Source organism: Nitrospiria bacterium (genome assembly GCA_035498035.1).
In the GTDB taxonomy this organism is placed as follows: domain Bacteria; phylum Nitrospirota; class Nitrospiria; order JACQBZ01; family JACQBZ01; genus JACQBZ01.
In genome coordinates this window covers 74724-93086 of record DATKAN010000023.1, presented here as the reverse complement: position 1 = coordinate 93086, position 18363 = coordinate 74724, and the positions used below count along the sequence as shown (strand labels likewise).

At 54.5% G+C, this 18363-nt stretch carries 22 protein-coding genes, 1 tRNA gene and 1 riboswitch; of the genes, 15 read left to right on the top strand and 8 right to left on the bottom strand.

From position 1 onward, the window contains the following. Positions 1-11: 11 nt before the first annotated feature. Both VMN77_04260 and nirD read right to left on the bottom strand, forming a co-directional pair. Entirely contained in the window at positions 12-341 is a 330-nt protein-coding gene (locus VMN77_04260; GenBank protein HTN42992.1) for a (2Fe-2S) ferredoxin domain-containing protein, read from the bottom strand. A 13-nt stretch (positions 342-354) separates the two neighbouring features. Then, positions 355-663 carry a nitrite reductase small subunit NirD gene (gene nirD / locus VMN77_04255; protein ID HTN42991.1) on the bottom strand — a complete coding sequence of 103 codons (309 nt, stop codon included), beginning with the start codon at positions 661-663 and terminating at the stop codon, positions 355-357. Between the two features lie 169 nt (positions 664-832). Between nirD and VMN77_04250 the strand changes: the two genes are divergently transcribed. The 8 genes from VMN77_04250 (at position 833) to VMN77_04215 (ending at position 5164) form a co-directional block, all read left to right on the top strand. Further along, positions 833-1279, top strand: coding sequence for an Ig-like domain-containing protein (locus tag VMN77_04250; protein ID HTN42990.1), 447 nt, complete (start codon positions 833-835; stop codon positions 1277-1279). Between the two features lie 91 nt (positions 1280-1370). After that, the gene (locus tag VMN77_04245; GenBank protein ID HTN42989.1) at positions 1371-1922 is read left to right on the top strand and encodes an HNH endonuclease; all 552 of its coding nucleotides are present in this window, start codon (positions 1371-1373) and stop codon (positions 1920-1922) included. 100 nt (positions 1923-2022) lie between these two features. Beyond that, complete coding sequence (locus VMN77_04240; GenBank protein HTN42988.1) at positions 2023-2331, top strand: MTH1187 family thiamine-binding protein; 309 nt, start codon at positions 2023-2025, stop codon at positions 2329-2331. A 338-nt stretch (positions 2332-2669) separates the two neighbouring features. After that, a complete protein-coding gene (locus tag VMN77_04235; protein ID HTN42987.1) occupies positions 2670-3161 on the top strand; it encodes a tetratricopeptide repeat protein in 492 nt (163 codons plus the stop codon). A 15-nt stretch (positions 3162-3176) separates the two neighbouring features. Next, on the top strand, positions 3177-3584 hold the full coding sequence (locus tag VMN77_04230) for a response regulator (GenBank protein HTN42986.1): 408 nt from the start codon (positions 3177-3179) through the stop codon (positions 3582-3584). Between the two features lie 290 nt (positions 3585-3874). Beyond that, the gene (locus tag VMN77_04225) at positions 3875-4330 is read left to right on the top strand and encodes a hypothetical protein (GenBank protein ID HTN42985.1); all 456 of its coding nucleotides are present in this window, start codon (positions 3875-3877) and stop codon (positions 4328-4330) included. 97 nt (positions 4331-4427) lie between these two features. After that, positions 4428-4516 (top strand) — tRNA-Pro (locus VMN77_04220). A 42-nt stretch (positions 4517-4558) separates the two neighbouring features. Beyond that, the gene (locus tag VMN77_04215; protein ID HTN42984.1) at positions 4559-5164 is read left to right on the top strand and encodes an ATP-dependent Clp protease proteolytic subunit; all 606 of its coding nucleotides are present in this window, start codon (positions 4559-4561) and stop codon (positions 5162-5164) included. 63 nt (positions 5165-5227) lie between these two features. Here the strand turns inward: VMN77_04215 and VMN77_04210 are convergent, their stop codons facing one another. Further along, positions 5228-6160 carry an IS1595 family transposase gene (locus VMN77_04210; protein HTN42983.1) on the bottom strand — a complete coding sequence of 311 codons (933 nt, stop codon included), beginning with the start codon at positions 6158-6160 and terminating at the stop codon, positions 5228-5230. A gap of 132 nt (positions 6161-6292) precedes the next feature. Here VMN77_04210 and VMN77_04205 point away from each other — a divergent pair, with 132 nt between their 5' ends. Beyond that, entirely contained in the window at positions 6293-7393 is a 1101-nt protein-coding gene (locus VMN77_04205) for an aminomethyltransferase family protein (GenBank protein ID HTN42982.1), read from the top strand. Positions 7394-7443: 50 nt separating this feature from the next. On the opposite strand, the gene VMN77_04200 is transcribed toward VMN77_04205, so the two are convergent. The 4 genes from VMN77_04200 to VMN77_04185 form a co-directional block, all read right to left on the bottom strand. After that, positions 7444-7734 carry a hypothetical protein gene (locus VMN77_04200; protein HTN42981.1) on the bottom strand — a complete coding sequence of 97 codons (291 nt, stop codon included), beginning with the start codon at positions 7732-7734 and terminating at the stop codon, positions 7444-7446. Positions 7735-7803: 69 nt separating this feature from the next. Continuing rightward, positions 7804-8163: a hypothetical protein gene (locus VMN77_04195; GenBank protein ID HTN42980.1), complete on the bottom strand. Its 360-nt coding sequence runs from the start codon at positions 8161-8163 to the stop codon at positions 7804-7806. Between the two features lie 422 nt (positions 8164-8585). Further along, on the bottom strand, positions 8586-10049 hold the full coding sequence (locus VMN77_04190) for a di-heme oxidoredictase family protein (protein HTN42979.1): 1464 nt from the start codon (positions 10047-10049) through the stop codon (positions 8586-8588). Positions 10050-10102: 53 nt separating this feature from the next. Continuing rightward, a riboswitch (cyclic di-GMP riboswitch) is annotated at positions 10103-10273 on the bottom strand. Positions 10274-10540: 267 nt separating this feature from the next. Beyond that, positions 10541-11377, bottom strand: coding sequence for an aldo/keto reductase (locus VMN77_04185; GenBank protein HTN42978.1), 837 nt, complete (start codon positions 11375-11377; stop codon positions 10541-10543). A 407-nt stretch (positions 11378-11784) separates the two neighbouring features. Here VMN77_04185 and VMN77_04180 point away from each other — a divergent pair, with 407 nt between their 5' ends. Together VMN77_04180 and VMN77_04175 are read left to right on the top strand one after the other, a co-directional pair. Beyond that, positions 11785-12903, top strand: a complete 1119-nt coding sequence (locus VMN77_04180; GenBank protein ID HTN42977.1) for a tRNA-dihydrouridine synthase — start codon at positions 11785-11787, stop codon at positions 12901-12903. Next, on the top strand, positions 12894-13523 hold the full coding sequence (locus tag VMN77_04175; GenBank protein HTN42976.1) for a Maf family protein: 630 nt from the start codon (positions 12894-12896) through the stop codon (positions 13521-13523). The genes VMN77_04180 and VMN77_04175 overlap by 10 nt, the downstream gene beginning before the upstream one ends. Positions 13524-13604: 81 nt before the next feature. On the opposite strand, the gene VMN77_04170 is transcribed toward VMN77_04175, so the two are convergent. Further along, positions 13605-14018 carry a nuclear transport factor 2 family protein gene (locus tag VMN77_04170; GenBank protein HTN42975.1) on the bottom strand — a complete coding sequence of 138 codons (414 nt, stop codon included), beginning with the start codon at positions 14016-14018 and terminating at the stop codon, positions 13605-13607. Positions 14019-14095: 77 nt separating this feature from the next. On the opposite strand from VMN77_04170, the gene VMN77_04165 reads away from it, so the two are divergent. The 4 genes from VMN77_04165 (at position 14096) to VMN77_04150 (ending at position 18354) form a co-directional block, all read left to right on the top strand. Next, on the top strand, positions 14096-15019 hold the full coding sequence (locus VMN77_04165) for a TIGR01212 family radical SAM protein (protein ID HTN42974.1): 924 nt from the start codon (positions 14096-14098) through the stop codon (positions 15017-15019). A gap of 1 nt (position 15020) precedes the next feature. Continuing rightward, complete coding sequence (gene mutY, locus VMN77_04160) at positions 15021-16175, top strand: A/G-specific adenine glycosylase (GenBank protein HTN42973.1); 1155 nt, start codon at positions 15021-15023, stop codon at positions 16173-16175. Continuing rightward, positions 16168-17016: a DNA-formamidopyrimidine glycosylase family protein gene (locus tag VMN77_04155; protein ID HTN42972.1), complete on the top strand. Its 849-nt coding sequence runs from the start codon at positions 16168-16170 to the stop codon at positions 17014-17016. Before mutY ends, VMN77_04155 begins: the two co-directional genes overlap by 8 nt. 369 nt (positions 17017-17385) lie before the next feature. Continuing rightward, positions 17386-18354: a hypothetical protein gene (locus VMN77_04150; protein HTN42971.1), complete on the top strand. Its 969-nt coding sequence runs from the start codon at positions 17386-17388 to the stop codon at positions 18352-18354. Positions 18355-18363: the final 9 nt, after the last annotated feature.

Here is an 18363-nt window from a genome sequence, read left to right as displayed (position 1 = left end):
TCAGCGACCTGCTAGGGCCCCCAGACCGCGTCGGGGAGAAGGAGCCGTTTAACCGGCTGCCCCTTGATGATATGTTGCTCCAGGATCTCGGCAACATCGTTGGGCGTGACCTTCTGGTACCAGGTGCCTTCCGGATAGACCACGACCGTCGGACCGAAGGCGCAGGGACCCATGCAGGACGATTCCGTCACGATCAGCTTGAATACCAGGTTGAGCCGGGCCATCTCCATCATAAAGCGCATGAAGACTTCTTTCGATCCGTTCCCGCTGCAGGAGCCACGGGGGTGGTCCGGAGGCCGCGTCTGAGTGCAGACCAGAATGTGGTGCGTCGGTTTCGGCATGATAACTCCTTATTTAGGTTGAGGCCACCCTGACCTGGCCGTCCTCGATCTTGACCGAATACGTCTTTACTTTCATGGAAGGATTCGTGGAACAGACGCCCGTCTTCACATTGTAGCGCCAGCTGTGCCAGGGACAGATCACGCTCTCACCCTCCAGCATCCCCTCGCCCAAGGGTCCTCCCTGGTGGACACACATATTGTCGATCGCATAAAAGGTCCCGTTCAGATTAAAGAGGGCCACCTCGTTTCCTTGGACTTCCACCACGCGACCCTCGCCGGGACCGATGTCCTTTGCATCGGCCACCGTCACAAAATCACTCATTGCTCCATCCCCTCCTCCGCGCATTTGATACGAAATTCAGAGGATCATTTTATAGGAACAGGATCGGGTATTCAATAAAAAAGGCTCCAAATCCGCTCAAGGTCCAAATTGACAGTTTTTGAACCGACTGCTATGTTTTTTTATAGTCGGAAGGAAGAAACCGAAACAAATGAGACGGATTTCTCACGAATGGAGTTTCTGGAGCGGCCTCGCGCTCTTTCTATGGATGGCTCTCATGCCCTGGTTCAACCAGCAGACCTCCGCGGGCGATCCCTCGGCGGTCCGGATCGTGAGCACCTCCCCAACCGACGCGGAAGAGATCAACAATCTTAAGGGGGCGATCGTTACCCTCCAGTTCAATCGAGAAATGAATCCGGCCATGCAAGCAGGCTTGGTGATGAATCAACGCGGCGCCGTCGACGTCAAAGGCAACCCCATTGAGGTCCAGGGGGAGCTGACTTGGCCGGACGCCAAGACGTTGCAATTTAAACCAAAAAAGGCCTTGAAACCCCATTCCACGTACCAGGTCAGCCTACTTTCGGCGCAATCCAAGGCAGGCGAAAGCATGGAACAAATTCCTTTTCGTCTGGTCTTTACGACCGGCGCGGGGCGGTGATCGGGCGCATCGAGATTTAATCCCCACCCGCACGGCCCCTCTCTTGATTTCTTAATGAAAAGCTTATATTATATTAGCGATTGCGATGGAGATGACCCTCTTATTAAATACGACCTATGAGCCGCTCCGGGTGGTGCATTGGAAACGGGCCATCACCTTGATGTGGCAGGAGAAAGTGGAGGTCCTGGAGGTATACGACAAGGAGATCCATGCCGTCTCGATCACGATCAAACTTCCCTCCGTCATCCGTCTGCTGAAGATTATCCGGATGAAGGACAGTCATCACGCCGTAAAATTTTCCCGCGCCAATATCTTCGCCCGGGACAAACACCGCTGCCAGTATTGCGGCCAGAAATTCCGTACGGAGGAGTTGACCTTCGACCACGTGATTCCGATTTCCCGCGGTGGTAAAAAGGCCTGGGAAAACATTGTCACGGCCTGCATCGTATGCAACAACCGCAAGAGCGGTCATACCCCGGACGAAGCCCGAATGCGCTTGATCAAAATGCCCGTTAAGCCCAAATGGAGTCCCACCTTTACCATCACGATCGGGCTCAAGACCTTCCCCGAAAGCTGGCGGGATTATCTCTACTGGAACGTCGAGCTTGATCTCGACCGGATGGAGACCGACGCTTCCGTATAAGACTTCGCCGCCCTCGAATCATTCCCCCGTCTTATCAAACCCGATATCGCAGGATGGAGCCGCTGTGCTATAATGAGGTTCCCTACAAGGAGAGAAGACCATGGTCTTGTTGGAGTTCAGCATGTCCCCGCTGGGTAAAGGAGAGAGCGTCGGGAAATACGTCGCCCGTTCCCTGGATATCATCGATCGATCCGGCATTGCGTACCGCCTCAACCCGATGGGAACGGTGATCGAGGGAGACTGGGATAGGGTCTTCGGTGTCGTGAAACGATGTTTTGAGACCATGAGAAAAGACTGCAACCGTATCTCGGTCAGCATCAAGGTCGACTACCGGAAGGGCCACCGCGGCCGGCTAAGCAGCAAGATGGCCAGCGTCGAAAAGCGCTTGGAACGGAAATTGAAAACATAGCGGTGACGCTAGACCCTAATAAGATTTTTCCAGCGAGCAAGGCGAGCGGGAAGGGGAGGACTTCGACGAGCTCAGTCGAGTCGCTCCATCTGGCTTTGCCTTTGGAGGGGGCGACGCAAGCCCCTTTTATGGATCCGAGCAGTCGCGAATGAATCCGCAATTCCGGCAGACCAATTTGCAGTGGATGGAGATCAACGGAGAGCCGCACCGATCGCACCGGGGAGAAGACGTCTCATCCTTATCGCCGGGGTCCATGCTCTGGCGGAGATTCATGCGGTCAAGTATAGCGTCCGTGCGTGCCGGAAAGCAAGACTGCAAGATAAATGAGGATGGGAATCATGCCCGAGGAACGGGAAAAAGAACGGAAACAAGCGGCCGAGCTGTTTAAAAAAGCCTATGAGTTCCAGATGAGCGGGGCGCTGGAAGAGGCCTGCGAACATTATAAGAAGTCCATCGCGATCTATCCCACGGCCGAGGCCTACACCTTTCTGGGGTGGACCTACAGTTTCATGGGACGCTATGACGACGCCATACAGGAATGCCACAAGGCGATCGAGGTCGACCCGGATTTCGGGAATCCCTATAACGATATCGGGGCTTACCTGATCGAAAAAGGGCAATTGGATGAAGCGATTCCCTGGCTTGAAAAGGCGGCGAAGGCCCCCCGCTACGAGAGCTACTGTTTTCCCCATCACAATCTCGGGCGCGTCTGGGAAAAGAAGGGGGAATGGTACCGGGCGATGGAGGAATATCAGAAGGCGCTGAAGGCCAATCCGGATTATGTGCTGGCCGCGAAAGCGTTGGGCCGGATCAAAGGTATGTTAAACTAAGGCGATCCTCTTTCGATGACGAACCTGAGCGTCCTTGTCGCGATCACCGACCTCTTTTTCTTGTCCAAGATCCGAACGGCCCTGGAAAGCCAGGGCTGCACGATTCGAGTTGCCACAAAATCGGAGCAGATCCTGAAGGAAGCCCTTGCCCAAAAGCCCTCATTGATCGTTTTAGACCTCGGCCTGCCCGCCCTCGATCCCGTCCGCCTCGTCGAAGAACTCCGTGGCAATCCCGAGCTCCACACGCTTCCGGTGCTTGGGTATACGAACCATACGCAGGTTCCATATTGGGAAGAAAAATTGAATGACAAAACAACAAAAGTGGTTCCAAATTCCTATATATCGTCAAATATTACCAGAATTATATCTTTGGCAAACCAGCTCTTTAATACTCAAGTATTTCCAGAAGATACACAATCCTGAACAAAATTTATTTCTTTTTGGTCTTTTTTGGCTCTGGTTTGACCTGCATTAACGCATTTACAGCGTCGGTGTAGGTGAGCGGGTGCAGAGTAACCTTTGGCTGGCGTTTCGGTTTCTTGGAGGATTTATTGGGCATGGTAATTAGTGTAAAGCAATAAAACCTTCAAGTCAATCCTCTCCTTTTCTCATCGGACACAAACCCCCAAAATCTATCTTGGATGCCAAGACCATTGACAATGGATGGTAATATTTGTTATATTGCGTACATTAGAATTCATGGAGTGATGCAGATGGCTACCAAAAAGCTTCTTCAGGAAGCACTACAACGAGCAATAGATTCTTATACACAAGAACTCTCCGAAATTGATCAGCGTCGGAAAGAATTGAAAGAAAAAATATCTGCCTTAGAGAAGGAATTAGGAATAAATTCACCGAATCAAGTTAAACGAGGACGTAAAGTCCCGTATACTTCATCCGATTTCAAGGAATTGTACGACAAGCTTTCTACAACAAATTTCGAACATAAAGACTTACTCGAAGCGGCAAGGATAGTATATAGGACTATGGGGAAACCTTTACATGCGGGTTTAGTTTTTCAATTCCTTGTAAGCAAAGGTATTGACGTTAAGTCCAAAAATAGGCCCAAAGATGTATTCGCATCTTATTTACGACGCAGTAAAGATTTCGAGAAGGCTGGAATTGGAATGTTTAGGATTAAGCAAGGTTTAAAAGCAGTTAATGAATGAGGGGCGCACTGACCAAGCAGTGTGAAAAAATTACGGGGTGGATGACCAGACTTGGCCGATCAAGGGTCCACCCCGTAACTCCTCTCCAGTTATAAATGCCGTCGTGGCGAAATAGTAGACGCGGTAGATTTGGGATCTGCTGGGGTGCTAGCACACCCCGTAAGGGTGCAAATCCCTTCGACGGCATTTATTTGGCTGAATTCATCTTATAGCATAGGAGAACATAGAATGTCAAATCAGACTCCATCTCAGACACCAGCATTAGCACCGCAAGAAAAACCAAATACCCACTATATTTCGTTTAGTGCAGAAATTAATCAAACAACGAGCGAAACATTACTTGGGGTTTGTGCAAATTGCGTTGTTAAACAAGTAGAAAATGTTTATTTATTGCTTTCGACTCAAGGAGGATCGGTAACTTGCGGAATAAATCTCTATAATCTTCTAAGGGGAATGCCTTTTCATCTTACTACTCACAATGCTGGAAATGTTGATTCAATTGGGAATGTAATATTTCTGGCTGGAAAAGATAGATATTCTTGTCCAAACTCTACTTTTATGTTTCATGGAGTTGGTTTTGATATTCCATCACAAATGCGCTTTGAAGAAAAAAATTTGAGGGAAAGATTGGATTCTTTAAAAGCCGATCAGAGCAGGATTGGAAAGATCATCGTCGAAAGAACTACTTTGAGTACTGAAAACGTCCACCAATTGTTTTTGGAAGCTGTGACACGTGATCCTGATTACGCCAAAACTCATGGGATCATCCATGAGATTCGAGATGTTAATATTCCCCGTGGCGCATCCCTCACGCAACTTGTATTCAAGAGATAATGCATCATTTTCAATCTTCATAGCCCTAGAATTCTACCATAAGAATTATAGGGGATCAAGTTTTTAATTATTTTTCATAACTGGTTGTTTATAAAGCAATCTTTTACCTTCTGCGCCCTTCAATGCTTCTTCCGCTCTCTCTGAATCCGTAACCTTTCTTGTATTCCACCGAAAAGAAAACTCGTCGCAGTATCGGCCTAAATGTTTCTTGCTTACATGGTGGAACGTCCCATGAACACCCCTCTTGAGTAAAGCGAAATAGGACTCTGCTGTGTTCGTATAGACATTCCCTCGGACATATTCGTCTTGGCTGTGATTGACAACCTTATGACCTCCGACGAATTCACGATCCAATCCAATATAGCTCTTGTGTTCATCTGTCATGATAGTTGAGGCAATTGATACATTGGCTCGGATTTCTCTTTTCAGATCCATGGCTGATAGGGTTTTAACCGGCTTTGATCTTAATTCCCCGTTTCGCTGTACCAAGACCATGACTGGCGATTTATTTTCGAGACCTGTTTTCCCAAAATTCCGGTCTGATTTTCCACCGATATAAGTTTCGTCCACTTCGACGATGCCGTCGAGCTTCTTAATCAAGGGCATTTTCTTCATGGCAAGCCGGATACGATGGCACATGAACCATGCCGTTTTATAGGTGACGCTTAACATCCTTGAAAGCTGTAATGCGCTCATGCCCTTCTTGGATGAGCAAAGGAAATGTACGGCCATAAGCCATTTATGAAGCGGAATATGGCTACCCTCAAAGATGGTTCCAACTGTCACGGAGAATTGTTTTTTACATGAACCGCATTTAAATAATCCTTTTCGGGCCGGACTTTTTGAATCAGCCTTCGGGGTCAGCCTATAAACCGATGTTGATTTACAATGGGTGCACGTTGTACCATTAGGCCAGCGCATATTTTCAAGGAATGTACGGGCTGATTCTTCATCCTGTGCGCTTGCTGGTAAACCGAGGATTTTGACGTTTTCCATGACCAAACCTCCGAATTATGGCTTGATCGTATCACGTCAAAGTGGGGTTTGTCAACTATATAATTCTCAATATTACAAATATAGTGGGTATTCTAAATAATTTCAGGTCATAATAATCATATAAAGTGGGAAATGATTAATAAAAGTCCGTTGTTTGATATACAGCAGGCAGCCGGGGCTGTTTTTATGCAGTCCGGCGGGCTTGAAATGGCCCGTTCATACGGAAATCCAACACTTGAACTTCAGGCCGTCCGGAAACAGTCCGGGCTGATCGATCAATCCCACCGTGGAAAACTCCGTTTAAGAGGCAAGGACCGTACCGACTTTCTTCATGGAATGGTCACGAACGACATCAAAAAACTCACCCCCGGGACCGGACTTTACGCCGTCTTCACAAACGAGAAGGCCAAGATGCTCTCGGACGCTCGAATTTACTGTCTTACCGATGCGCTCTGGATCGACCTCGAGCCCGAGGTGACGGAAAAAATATTAAAACACCTGGATAAATACACGCTGGCCTCTGATGTGACGATTGAAAACCTGACCGAGGTTTTTGGACTCCTCTCGATCTACGGACCGTCATCGCAGGGGATCGTAACGCAAATGACCGGATCCGAGGCCCCGACGAAGGAACTCTCCACGGTGACGTTTTTTCTGGATGGCGTCCGGTCTTTCGCGGCGCGAAACGAGATCGTGGGCGAGGCGGGTTACGACCTTTATATACCGATAGACCGGATGGTCCCGACCTGGAACCGATTGATCGGGATCGGCGAGCCCTGCGGTCTTCGACCGGTCGGTCTGGATGCTTTGGACTCCCTCCGGATCGAGGCCGGCACGCCGCGGTACGGGATCGATATGGATGAATCGAACTTTCCGATGGAAACCGGATTGGAAAAGAAGGCGATCAGCTACACGAAGGGCTGTTACATCGGACAGGAAACGATCGCGCGTGCGGACGCTCAGGGTCGGATGAACAGGAAATTGATGGGATTGGAATTGACCGCGAAAACCGTCCCGGCGAAGGGCCTTCCGATTCTGGCCCCGTCTTCCGTATCCGGAGGTCCTGAGCGCGTGGTCGGGAACGTCACGAGCTCCGCCGAATCCCCGACGCTCGGCCGGGTGATTGCGATGGGATATCTCCATCGCGATTTCGCCGAACCGGGCAAGGAGGTGACGATCGAGGGAAAGCCCGCGAAGGTGGTTTCCCTCCCTTTTTTCACACGATCTTACTAGCGGGATATTTAAATAACTCGTTAGCAGAAGGACTTTTTCAGAAGCCTGCTTTATTCCGGAGCCTCTTTAAGCAGCGTCAGACCCTTCCTGACCCGTTCGACCGCGGGCCCGAGGGATTGTTCCAACAGCAATCTGTTTCGTTCGGAGAGCCGCCTTTGAAGGGTCGAATACTTTTCCAATACGCCCGCGGCCAGAACTTTGCACCCCTCAAGATCTTCCAGTGTCGAGTTTTCCGTGGTTACGCGATCAATTTCCTCTTCGACCTCCACCAACTCTTCGGTAAGCGTATCCAGTTCTTTCCTTGGCAGTAAATCACCCTGCTCCCCGACGTGCCCGCTCATGGGCTTATTTGATTCCGTTTTCTGTATGGATTTGTCCATAGGTCTGGTGTCACCCCCGTCGTCCGGCGCTTAACTCTCCATCATCTCCAGCCGGGCCTCGAATTCATGGCCGCACTGGGTGCAACGCACGCAATCGCGCTCCACCGTGGGCTCATCCACGGAGATGCACATGCCGCCGCAGTCATGGCATCTCGCTAAGTGGACGACTTCGTCATCCGAGGTCTCGTAGCGGGTCCCTCGAAGGCAATAGACCAACTTCCCGTTGAGAGACCAAGGCCGGCCCGCATTGTCCACAACAGGTAAGACGATATAATGATGCGTCGAATAATCTTCCTGCTGTTTTCGCGTGGCGAGCCCGGCTTGAATCAGACGGCCGGTCTTTACGTCATGGAGGGCTTCGGATTTCACGACCACTTTCGTGGGTCCCATTTCACACCCCCGGGTAATAGGATCTGATATTGAAGAGCCCTTATCCTACACCCCGTTTCTGCCTATGTCAACCACCAACTTCCTCGCCGAGATTTGTATGGTTCTACCCCAAATGTATTCTCCAGTCCTTCACCCCCCCGAGCCTATTTGCCGATTTTACCTCGTGCGATTAAAATGATACCGGGCAGAATCAGCAAATATGCGGTACGGACCCCTATAACATCATGGCGAATTTGGCCTCGGCGATCGGATCGGCAAATTTGAGATAAGACATCGAGTTGAAAGTGGAAGGGCCTATCGATAAGACCGATTCCGGCGGACACCCTGCTTGATGATTGGATAGGGTCTATCCAACAACAAACAGGGTGTCCGCGGAATGGAGGACGGGAACGCGCGCGGAGAATTCGATCCCTTCCCGTTTTTTACAGCGAGCGCAGGAAGTTCAGGAGGTCCGTTTTCTGCGCATCGTTTAGCTGGTTGAAATTGTCCACGACATGGTTGGCCTCCGAGTCCTTGAAATGGGAATTTCCGGCGCTCTTGTGCGCCTGGATCGCCTCGACCAGGTCGGTGGTGCGTCCGTCATGGAGGAGGAAGATGCGGCCCCCGAGGCCCCACAGCGGCGAGGTCCTGAATTCGTCCGGGCCGGCCTGAGCCTGGACGATATCATCCGCGAGGCCCGGCCCCATGTTGTGGAGCAGAAGATCCGAATAAAGGTTGACGTCCTTATTCGCCAACGCCGCCGCGGCGGCATTGCCCGTCCGAAGCGTCGGAGTGTGACACAAGGCGCAGCCGGTGCTTTGAAAAAGGTCGCGGCCGTTCGCGATGGAGTCGGCGCCGCCCGGCGTCGTCAGCGACGGGGTCGGCGGAGCCAGGAAACGCATGAAGAACGCGAATTTTTCCACGTCGCTAAGGACCTCCGCCGGCGTGGTTCCCGCGGCATTGGTGGTATCGTTCGGCGTGGGGGCGAATTGGCAATTCCCTGTTTCATCGCGCTCGGTCTGGAACAGCTCGTTGCTGATCCCCATCTCGACGTTGTAGGCCTCCCCCGAAAAGAGAAGCAGCGATTTGTTTTGGGCCTTCCACCCGAAGCGCGCGACGGTGCCGTCGTTCCCGTTCACGTTTGTCGTACCGTTGTCCATTCGAACTCGGTGGGGATGGCCGTGGATTCCGAGATTGGATTTCTGCTGCGCAGAGACCTCCTGGTTGGCGATGATGGCGCTGTCGGGAATCTGCTCAATCAGGCCGCCCCCGAACACCGGTGTGGGAATGCGAAATATCAGGTTGTTGCTCTGTTCCTGCCCGTGGAAATCCTCCTGCGTGATATCGCAGCCGCTGGCATCTCCGGTGTCATCGACACGGCCGCTGATCACAAACAGGGCGTGCACCCCGCCGTCGCGCGACCCGTCGGATTTGTACTTGTATCGGACCTCGCGGACCGGTCCGTCGGCCCGGATGAAGGAAGGTAGATTGTTGACGGCATGGAAGGCGGTGGCAACAGCCACCTGAGGATTGGCGGCCGGGCTTGACCCGCCCACCGCCGGCTGGGCGTGACAACCGCCGCAGCTGTCCATATTGAATCGCGGTCCGAGGCCGTCCGCCACGCCTTCGGAGCCTTCAAACTCCTCCCGGCCGGCCTCGAACAAGGCCATTTCCGAGGGCGTCAGGCCCGGCAGCGGATCCCCGGCCTGCAAGGCCGCCTTCTGAACTCCGGGATCGCTGGCCGGAAATCCCGATGTTGTATTACACTCCGGGCTGACCAGCATGACAAACAGCGAGGCCACCACCACCCCGCCCCGGCCGACGCTGATCTGGCGGATCCACCGGCCGACTCCCGGCCGCCGGGCATACCTGTTTCCTATGAGTGCTTTCAATCGATCTCGGATCATGGCCATTCCCCCCTGGGCATGAAAAACCCGTCAAAGTATCTCTCCCATCTCCCTTTGGCGGCTCGGCGGGCATGACCTCGATCGGACCTCGGGGGATCCGTGCGGTATCCTCTCCGCTACGATGCCCCGTACCCCGCGCTCGGATCGGCGACGCCGGATCCTCGCTTGGCTTTAGCCCCGTTACTTTGCGTCCCGGGGTTTCCCCCGGTTTGCTCTGAACAAAGGTTAGCCGGACTTGGTCACGTTGCAGCGTCCGGCTTTCACGGGTTTAACTTGCAAACGAACGGCCAGAATAATCGAACACGGCAAAGATTTATTCAACTCACGGATTTGATTTGCTTCTACGGAATGTCCTGGACGCGGTTTGTGGAGGGATAGCCGAGCACGGAATTTCAAAATATTGAAATTCGGTTTCAAAAAATCGAAACCGGTGGGTCCATCCTTAGAAGAGAATGCGTGAGGGGTCTGATTGAAACGGGCGACAGGGATATTCAAACCGCAATCGTTTCGATCCACTTCGTTTCTTCGGGAGAGAGCTCAAAATTTACGACGCTTAAATCTTCTTTCATATGCCGTTCGCTGGTCGTTCCGGTCAACGGCAGAATCCCGATCTGCATCGCAAACCGAAAGATGACCTGCAGCGGACCCGTCCCCAGGCGCTTTGCGATCGCCCAAATTTTAGGATGGCTTAAGATGGGCTGGTTCGCTGTTAAAAGCGAAAAGCCTTGATAGATGATCCGGTTGGCCCGGCAGATCTCCCGGACTTCTTGATCCCAACCGGATACGGCATAACACCGATTCTGCACCACCATGGGCTTAATCACCGCTTTCTCGCACAACAATCTCAATTGCCCGGCACTGACATTCGAAATTCCGATCATTTTAGTTTTGCCCGACCGATAGATCCCTTCCAAGGCGGCCCATACCTCCCAGTCCTCCGCCCCCAATCCCGTTCGCGAATAGGGCCCGTGCAATAGATAGGAGTCGACATGATCCGTATGAAGGTGTTTCAGGGAACTGTCGAAGGACTGTCCGACCTGAGTCGTAAGATCCGCCGAGGCATCGTAGGGCGTTCGATGGTCCTGGCCCCCGGCGGGCGTAAATTTGGTCTGAAGAAAAAGGGCATCCCGCGTGATGCCCTTCTGGTCGAGCGCAAGCAATGCCTCGCCCACAAGGGCCTCATCGTAATGGATGATCTGATTGGCGGTGTCGATCGCCGTGAAGCCCGAGGCCACGGCCAACTGTACCAGCCGCGTCGTGGCATCTTTTTTCCAGGCCGTGCCGTATATAAATGAAGGAACGGGAACGTCGTTATAATCCGTCAAGATCAAGATCCCTTCTCCAAGTTTCGCCTAACATGAATTGGACATCCCCAAACGTCCTTTGGAACGCCCGGCCTTTCTTGTATAGTCCAGATCGTTAATCAATGTCAATGAATTATTGATGAGAGGAATGAAGACTCCAAGGCTGCGGCCCTTGGATTCTGTTGACGGCTTGAGGGGCTTCTGTCCGGGGCTCGTTGCATTGGGTCGGATTTGCTGTTTCGGGAGCGTGGTGAAATCCGACGTATTAATCGATTCCCGATCCGGCCGGAGACAAGCGGGAATCTTCCCACACTTGGAATATAAATCAGTGCGGTGCCCGCGGGACCAAGGTGCGATCTTTTGACTCGGGAATAATCAGAGGGTATAATGATTGGTTCAAACACGACGGATCGCGAGGAATCGGAAATTTAATGGACGAACATTCCTTTTGGCGTAACCTCCCGCAGCCGATCGTCGGTCTCGCTCCGATGGACGGCGTGACGGACGCCGCGTTTCGGGCCGTCACGGCCCGGCATGGAGGTCCCGATCTCAGTTTCACCGAATTTGTATCGATCGACCGGATCGTATCGGGCTATGATCCGTTTCTGACCGAGCTTCGTTACAGCGAAATCGAGCGGCCGGCGATCGCGCAGGTTTTCGGGACGGACCCCGAGGCCTTTTACCGAACCGCGCATCTCATCTGCGAGCTGGGCTTCGACGGAATCGATATCAACATGGGCTGCCCTTCGAAAACGGTCGCACGCGCCGGGGCGGGAGCCGGGTTGATACGCACACCCCATCGGGCGTGCGAGATCATCCGACGGACACGACAGGGAATACGGGATTGGGCCGCCGGTCAGCCGATTGATCGGATCGGGCTTCCGGCCTCCGTTGCGGAGGACGTCCGGCGGGCGAAGGCCCTATGGTTCGGGTCCGCCGTTGAACCGGTCGGGGATTTTCTCCGTCAAATCATCCCGGTCTCGGTCAAAACACGCCTGGGATACGGGCAGATCGTCATCGACGATTGGATACCCGCCCTTCTTTCGGAGTCGCCGGCCGCGATCACGCTCCACGGTCGAACACTGGCGCAGAATTATTCCTCTCAGGCCGATTGGGAAACGATTGCGCGGGCGGCCGAGATCGTCCGTGGAAGCGACACGCTGATCCTGGGAAACGGGGATATCCGATCCGGCGCGACGGCCGTCCGCCGGATTCGCGAATCCGGCGTCCACGGGGTTTTAATCGGCCGGGCCGCGATGGGCAATCCATGGATTTTTAAAACCGGGGATTCGATACGCTCCGCGGTACGATCCGGTGAGCTTCCGCCTGCGGAACCCGATGTCTCGATGGCCGAGAAAGTCGCCGTCGCGCTAGAGCATGCAGAGCTCTTTGACCGGTATCGTGGAAAGCTGTCGTTTCGAAACATGCGCAAATTCCTAGCCGCCTACTGGTTCGGCTTTCCGGGCGCCTCGGAGCTGCGTCGGCGTCTCGTCCAGGTCGAAAACCTACGCGAGGTCGAATCGATACTTCAACCGGTCGAATGCACCTGATCCTGGCCTCCAGCTCTCCCCGACGAAAGGAAATCCTCGCACGGCTCGGCCTGCCCTTCGAGGTCGTCTCCCCCGGCCTTGTGGAAGTTTTTCGACCGGACCGGACCCCTTCGGATGAAGCGGTTTACTGGGCGGGGGAAAAGGCCCGCGCGGTTCATCGTGATGCTCCGGACGCGATCGTGATCGGAAGCGATACGGTGATTGATTTGGAAGGTAAAACCATCGGCAAGCCGGCCGATCAAGATGACGCGGTTCGGATTTTATCCCTGCTGGCCGGCCGGACCCATACGGTCGTTACGGCCGTTGCGGCGGTCTTCCCGGACCGGAATGAACGTATCGCGGTCGAAAAGACGAAGGTGCGGATGCGTCCGGCGCCAAAGGAGAATCTGATCCGGTATGTCGCGACCGGGGAGCCGCTGGACAAGGCCGGCGCCTACTCGCTTCAGGGCGAAGGTCGTAAGCTAATCCATTCGATCGAAGGCGATTATCTGGCTGCGGTGGGTCTTCCTCTGCGCGCCGTTGCCGGAATATTGAATGAGAAAGGAATCCGGCCTTTTAACGATGTCGAAGGAATCTATCGTACGCGGAATATTATGAACTGGAAGAGCTATGAGGTTTAACGGCCCCGATGGCCGACTCCCGCGCGGAAGGATACCTTTTAAAACCGAACGGGTCACGACCCTACGGCCGGGAGCCGCCTCTCAGCGTTCGGCCGTGCCGCCGAAAATCGGCGAGGCATGATGAAGCACCATCAACCACCCCTTCGAGCGACGGAGATAGAGATTCGTCGCCAGGATGCGGCTTTGCTGCGACTCCCCGTCGTTGGCCATGCGGACGTTTTCCGTGCAGGTCACCCAGGCCAGGTCGCCGTTGACGACGATGTCCACATCCGTCACGTTGAACCGAATCCCGGTCGTATGATTGAATACCAGGACCCAACTGTCACGGACCTCCGGCCAGCCGGATCGAAGGTCCCAGCCGGGATGAACGCAACGGACCGGGACGTCCGTCGCCCAGACGGATTCCATTTGACGGATGTCGAGACTTTCAAAAGCCCGATAGAACCGCTCGTTCGCCTGTTCAATCTCAAATTCCTGATTCTCAAGGGAAGACATCGAGCCACCTCGAGGCCGGTTGGAATCCTCATTCACCCACGTGATATAATACCACCGCTTGCATCCAGGGACAACCCATGACTCCCTACTACCGTTCCTACAACCGGTACCTCAAGGAACATTTTCCTTGGAAAGTGTATAAGATCCCGATCGACGCGGGATTCAGCTGCCCCAATATCGACGGCACGATTGCCTACGGCGGCTGCAGCTATTGCGACAACAAGAGTTTCTCGCCCAATACCCGGACCGCTCCCCGTCCTATTCGCGACCAGATCCGATCCGGTATGGAGTTTTATCGAAGACGTTTCGGCGCCGAAAAATTCATCATCTATTTTCAGGCCTTCACGAACACCCATGGACCCGTCGATCATCTGAAGGGGCTTTATGACGAGGCGCTGGCCCACCCGAACGTCGTCGGCCTCTCGATCGGAACCCGACCGGACTGCGTCCCCGAACCCGTGCTTGACCTCCTGTCCGATTATCATGCCCGAACGCATCTTTGGATCGAGTACGGACTACAAAGCGTCCATGACGGCACCGTGGCCGATCTCAACCGCGCCCATTCCTATGCCCAGTTCCTGGACGCGGTCGAACGGACCCGACGGCGGGGTTTTCGCATCTGCGCGCATGTCATCCTGGGCCTGCCCGGGGAAACTTCGGGGATGATGATGGAGACCGCGGAGGAACTGGCCCGGCTAAATTTGGACGGGATCAAAATCCATCATCTTTATATCGCCAAAAACACGGCGCTGGCGAAACTTCACGAGTGCCGGCCGATCAAGACGCTCCCGCTTGAGGAATATATCCCGCTGGTTTGCGATTTTCTCGAACGAATGCCGGCCTCGATCGTCGTCGAACGCCTCATGGGCGAGTTGAACAAGGCCTACGTTGTGGCCCCGCTCTGGGGCAAACCCAAATCGGAGATTCTGCGACGGATCGATCAGGAGTTCGAGCGCCGCGGGAGCCATCAAGGAAAACGCCGTCTCACCTCCGTGACATGACATGCCTTTCCGACGCCCTCAACCCAATCTCCGGAGGCAACTGAAGAAACGGCTGATGGCCTGGTACCATCGGAACAAACGGGAACTTCCCTGGAGGAAGACCCGCGACCCCTACCGGATCCTCGTATCGGAAATCATGCTCCAGCAGACCCAGGTCGCGACGGTGATTCCGTATTATCTTCGTTTCATCCGGACTTTTCCGACGGCGGCATCGCTGGCCCGGTCCCCGCTGCAAAAGGTTCTTAAGCTCTGGGAGGGGCTGGGCTATTACAGCCGGGCCCGAAACCTGCACCGGGCCGCGCAGGCCATCCACGAACAGTGGAACGATCGCGTTCCAGCCACCGTCGAAGGGCTTTCTTCGCTGCCGGGGATCGGTCGCTACACCGCGGGCGCCGTCGCGAGCATCGCCTTCGACGTGAAGGCCCCCGTTATGGACGGAAACGTCCGTCGTGTGCTCTGCCGGATCTTCGCCGTGCGGAAAAACCCGACACAGTCCGCCACACGAGACCGGCTCTGGAAACTCGCCGAGGAGATTCTCCCGGAACAGAAGGTCGGCGATTTCAATCAGGCCCTGATGGAGCTCGGCGCCACGATCTGTGTTCCCCGGACACCTTCCTGCTCCCTCTGCCCGGTGAGGAAAACCTGCCACGCCCATCGATTGGGAATTCAGGACCGCCTCCCGGTGCGAATCGAAGGACGAAGGGTTCCGAACAGTCGGATGGCCGTCGCACTGATCCAAAGCGGCCGCGGCCTGTTGATCGGCCCGAGACCGGAACGGGGACTCCTGGCCGGACTCTGGAGTTTTCCCGAAATGGACGGTTCGAACACCACGACCCATGGGAGGATCGAACGGGAGATCGAAATACGGTTCGGGCTGAAGCCGAACCTGCTGCGGAAGCTCGAACCGGTCGTTCATACGTTTTCCCATAAACAAATCACTTACCATCCTTTTCTGTTCGAATGCGCCTCCTTGCCAAACCGACTCCCCGGCTCATGGCGATGGATTCCCGCCACCGAAATCACCCGCTATCCCCTTCCAAACGCGACCCGTAAAATCTTATATCAGATCACGAGCGACCGTCTTCCCCTGGCGGCTGAACCACCGGCCTTTTACCGAAAACAGAAAAGTATTCATCGAGAGAAACGGGATGCCTGAAATTCCTGATCTGGAAGCGGCCAAAGATGTACTCCGGGCCCGAACCCTCGGACGTGCGATCCGGGCCATTTCGGTCTACAAGCCGCTCGTGATCCGTTCGCTTACGGGAGAGGATGTCCAGCAGGCCCTGCCGGATCAAACCGTCTCAGCCATTCACCGCCGTGGAAAATACTTGATCTTCCGTCTTGACCGTCATTCCCTGGTGATCAATCCCATGATCACCGGCCGTTTTCAATTCTGTATGCCTGAAACCCGGCGGTCTGCGGACACGATCTTCGCCTTGCGCCTGTCCTCCGGCGAAGAGCTCCGGTATATCGATGATAAAAGCATGGGAAAGGTCTATCTCGTCCGCGGGGAGCAATACGGCGGCATCCCTCGCTTTACGGATCAAGGGCCCGACGCGCTGGACCCCGACCTGACCTACAAGACGTTTCAAACGCGACTCAAGCAGCATCACGGCGAGATCAAGGGAATCCTGACCAACGCCCGCTTCATCACCGGCATCGGAAACGCCTACGCCGATGAAATTTTATTTTCGGCCGGGATCTATCCCTTTCGCAAACGGAAAAGCCTGACGGAGGACGAGACCCAAAAACTGTACCGTTCCATCCACGCGGTCCTCAAAGAGGCGATCGCCGTCGTCAAAGAGCGGATGGGCGACCAAATCCAACTGAAGATCCGGGATTTCCTGAAGGTTCATGCGAAGGCCGGTTCGGCCTGCCCCCGCTGCGGAGGCCGCATCGCCGGCGTGAAGGCCCGTCAGCTCGAGACCAACTTCTGCCGACGCTGCCAACCCGGGCTGCTGGTGGAGCCGCGTATCCGCTCGCCGATCGAGACCTAAATTCCAATGGGCGCCAGGCCGCCCGGACCCGTCTTCTGATCTCCAAATTGTCTTGACATGACTGACAAATTGGATTAGATTATAAATTATTCATAATCCAAAAGGCAACGCCCTCTCAAAGCGGATCAAAGTCGTCTCCTCCGCGAACCTGCTCGTTGCATTCCACCCCGTTGTAATTTTCCATCCGGGCCTCTAAACGGAGGCCGCGATTTAATTCCCGGAGCCGAAACCACGGAGGCTCTGATGGCAAGCGATCTCTTTTCCCTCTTTTCACCGCCCCTCATGGAATATTCTTGCATCCCGCGCGCGCCGCCCACCTCGTCCAACTTCAAGAACCTAAGCCCATTGGAAAGAGAAAGGAGGCACGACATGAAACGGAATATGACGACACACCCAGAAAACGATTCAGAAGAAATAAACACGGGAGGATTCCTTCTGCTCCTGTTCGCGGCCGTGATTGTCTCCCTCGCTGTTTCCCTTTGGCACGCCGGATGGCTTTCCCCGCCGTCTGTCGATCACGGCACGGTGCAGGAAACCCTCGGCGATCGGATTCAAGTCGTGGGACGTTTCGATCGGGATCGGCAAGCCATGACCCAACGGCAATGGGACAGTACCGTGCAGCGGGTCCAGGCATTTTGGATTGAGCAACCGGCAAGGTTGCAGGAAACTCTCGGCCTGGCGATCGCGTACACAGCCCGGAATATTTGGATGGAGCAGAATCGACTCCGGACCGCCATCACCTCCGCCCAGGGAGCGCTCGAACAATTTAACCGGGAAAAGACGGCACGCTGGCAGGAGAAACTGGGGACGGCCGCGCTCACAGCCTACCGCCGCGCCCAGGGTGGAGGGGCGGCATTTGAGTCGGCGTTCGAGCGGGAAACGATTCGTCAACAAAATGTCGAAGAGCGGACCGAACGCGGTCTGGAGTCCAACCTCGAATATTTGACAACCCAAGAGACAGAACTTCGCGGCGCCGTTCCCGAGATGTTCCGCGATGCCATCGAATCGGCCCATCGATCCGTCCGGATGTACGACGAATCACAAATGGCATGGACGCGGCGCATCCTGAATGGGTTGAATGCCGATCTTTCCTGGAAAAGACAGCCCGAGGATTACGTTCAAATGGCCGGCAGTGTCCGGGAAATCCTTGGTGATGATCGCGGGGTCGGCGGATTTGTGGAGTACGGCTGGCCGGCGCTGGCCGGCTTGTTGGTGGCCATGGCCTGGGTGGGTTTAGCCACCCCCAGAGACCCATTTAGGCCCCGATACCGCGAAGAGGAGGACCCGACGACCGAAACAACGACGCCGTCTCAACCATGGAGGAAAGAGGCGGCTTAACAAATCCGT

Excerpts from the sequence above, each read along its gene's own strand:
- VMN77_04200 (HTN42981.1), bottom strand. The coding sequence starts at position 7,734 with ATGAGCGGGCACGTCGGGGAGCAGGGTGATTTACTGCCAAGGAAAGAA.
- nirD (HTN42991.1), bottom strand. The coding sequence starts at position 663 with ATGAGTGATTTTGTGACGGTGGCCGATGCAAAGGACATCGGTCCCGGC.
- mutY (HTN42973.1), top strand. The coding sequence starts at position 15,021 with ATGCCTTTCCGACGCCCTCAACCCAATCTCCGGAGGCAACTGAAGAAA.
- VMN77_04150 (HTN42971.1), top strand. The coding sequence starts at position 17,386 with ATGAAACGGAATATGACGACACACCCAGAAAACGATTCAGAAGAAATA.
- VMN77_04205 (HTN42982.1), top strand. The coding sequence starts at position 6,293 with ATGATTAATAAAAGTCCGTTGTTTGATATACAGCAGGCAGCCGGGGCT.
- VMN77_04155 (HTN42972.1), top strand. The coding sequence starts at position 16,168 with ATGCCTGAAATTCCTGATCTGGAAGCGGCCAAAGATGTACTCCGGGCC.
- VMN77_04260 (HTN42992.1), bottom strand. The coding sequence starts at position 341 with ATGCCGAAACCGACGCACCACATTCTGGTCTGCACTCAGACGCGGCCT.
- VMN77_04215 (HTN42984.1), top strand. The coding sequence starts at position 4,559 with ATGTCAAATCAGACTCCATCTCAGACACCAGCATTAGCACCGCAAGAA.
- VMN77_04240 (HTN42988.1), top strand. The coding sequence starts at position 2,023 with ATGGTCTTGTTGGAGTTCAGCATGTCCCCGCTGGGTAAAGGAGAGAGC.
- VMN77_04210 (HTN42983.1), bottom strand. The coding sequence starts at position 6,160 with ATGGAAAACGTCAAAATCCTCGGTTTACCAGCAAGCGCACAGGATGAA.
- VMN77_04225 (HTN42985.1), top strand. The coding sequence starts at position 3,875 with ATGGCTACCAAAAAGCTTCTTCAGGAAGCACTACAACGAGCAATAGAT.
- VMN77_04245 (HTN42989.1), top strand. The coding sequence starts at position 1,371 with ATGACCCTCTTATTAAATACGACCTATGAGCCGCTCCGGGTGGTGCAT.
- VMN77_04190 (HTN42979.1), bottom strand. The coding sequence starts at position 10,049 with ATGATCCGAGATCGATTGAAAGCACTCATAGGAAACAGGTATGCCCGG.
- VMN77_04235 (HTN42987.1), top strand. The coding sequence starts at position 2,670 with ATGCCCGAGGAACGGGAAAAAGAACGGAAACAAGCGGCCGAGCTGTTT.
- VMN77_04175 (HTN42976.1), top strand. The coding sequence starts at position 12,894 with ATGCACCTGATCCTGGCCTCCAGCTCTCCCCGACGAAAGGAAATCCTC.
- VMN77_04195 (HTN42980.1), bottom strand. The coding sequence starts at position 8,163 with ATGGGACCCACGAAAGTGGTCGTGAAATCCGAAGCCCTCCATGACGTA.
- VMN77_04165 (HTN42974.1), top strand. The coding sequence starts at position 14,096 with ATGACTCCCTACTACCGTTCCTACAACCGGTACCTCAAGGAACATTTT.
- VMN77_04180 (HTN42977.1), top strand. The coding sequence starts at position 11,785 with ATGGACGAACATTCCTTTTGGCGTAACCTCCCGCAGCCGATCGTCGGT.
- VMN77_04250 (HTN42990.1), top strand. The coding sequence starts at position 833 with ATGAGACGGATTTCTCACGAATGGAGTTTCTGGAGCGGCCTCGCGCTC.
- VMN77_04170 (HTN42975.1), bottom strand. The coding sequence starts at position 14,018 with ATGTCTTCCCTTGAGAATCAGGAATTTGAGATTGAACAGGCGAACGAG.
- VMN77_04230 (HTN42986.1), top strand. The coding sequence starts at position 3,177 with ATGACGAACCTGAGCGTCCTTGTCGCGATCACCGACCTCTTTTTCTTG.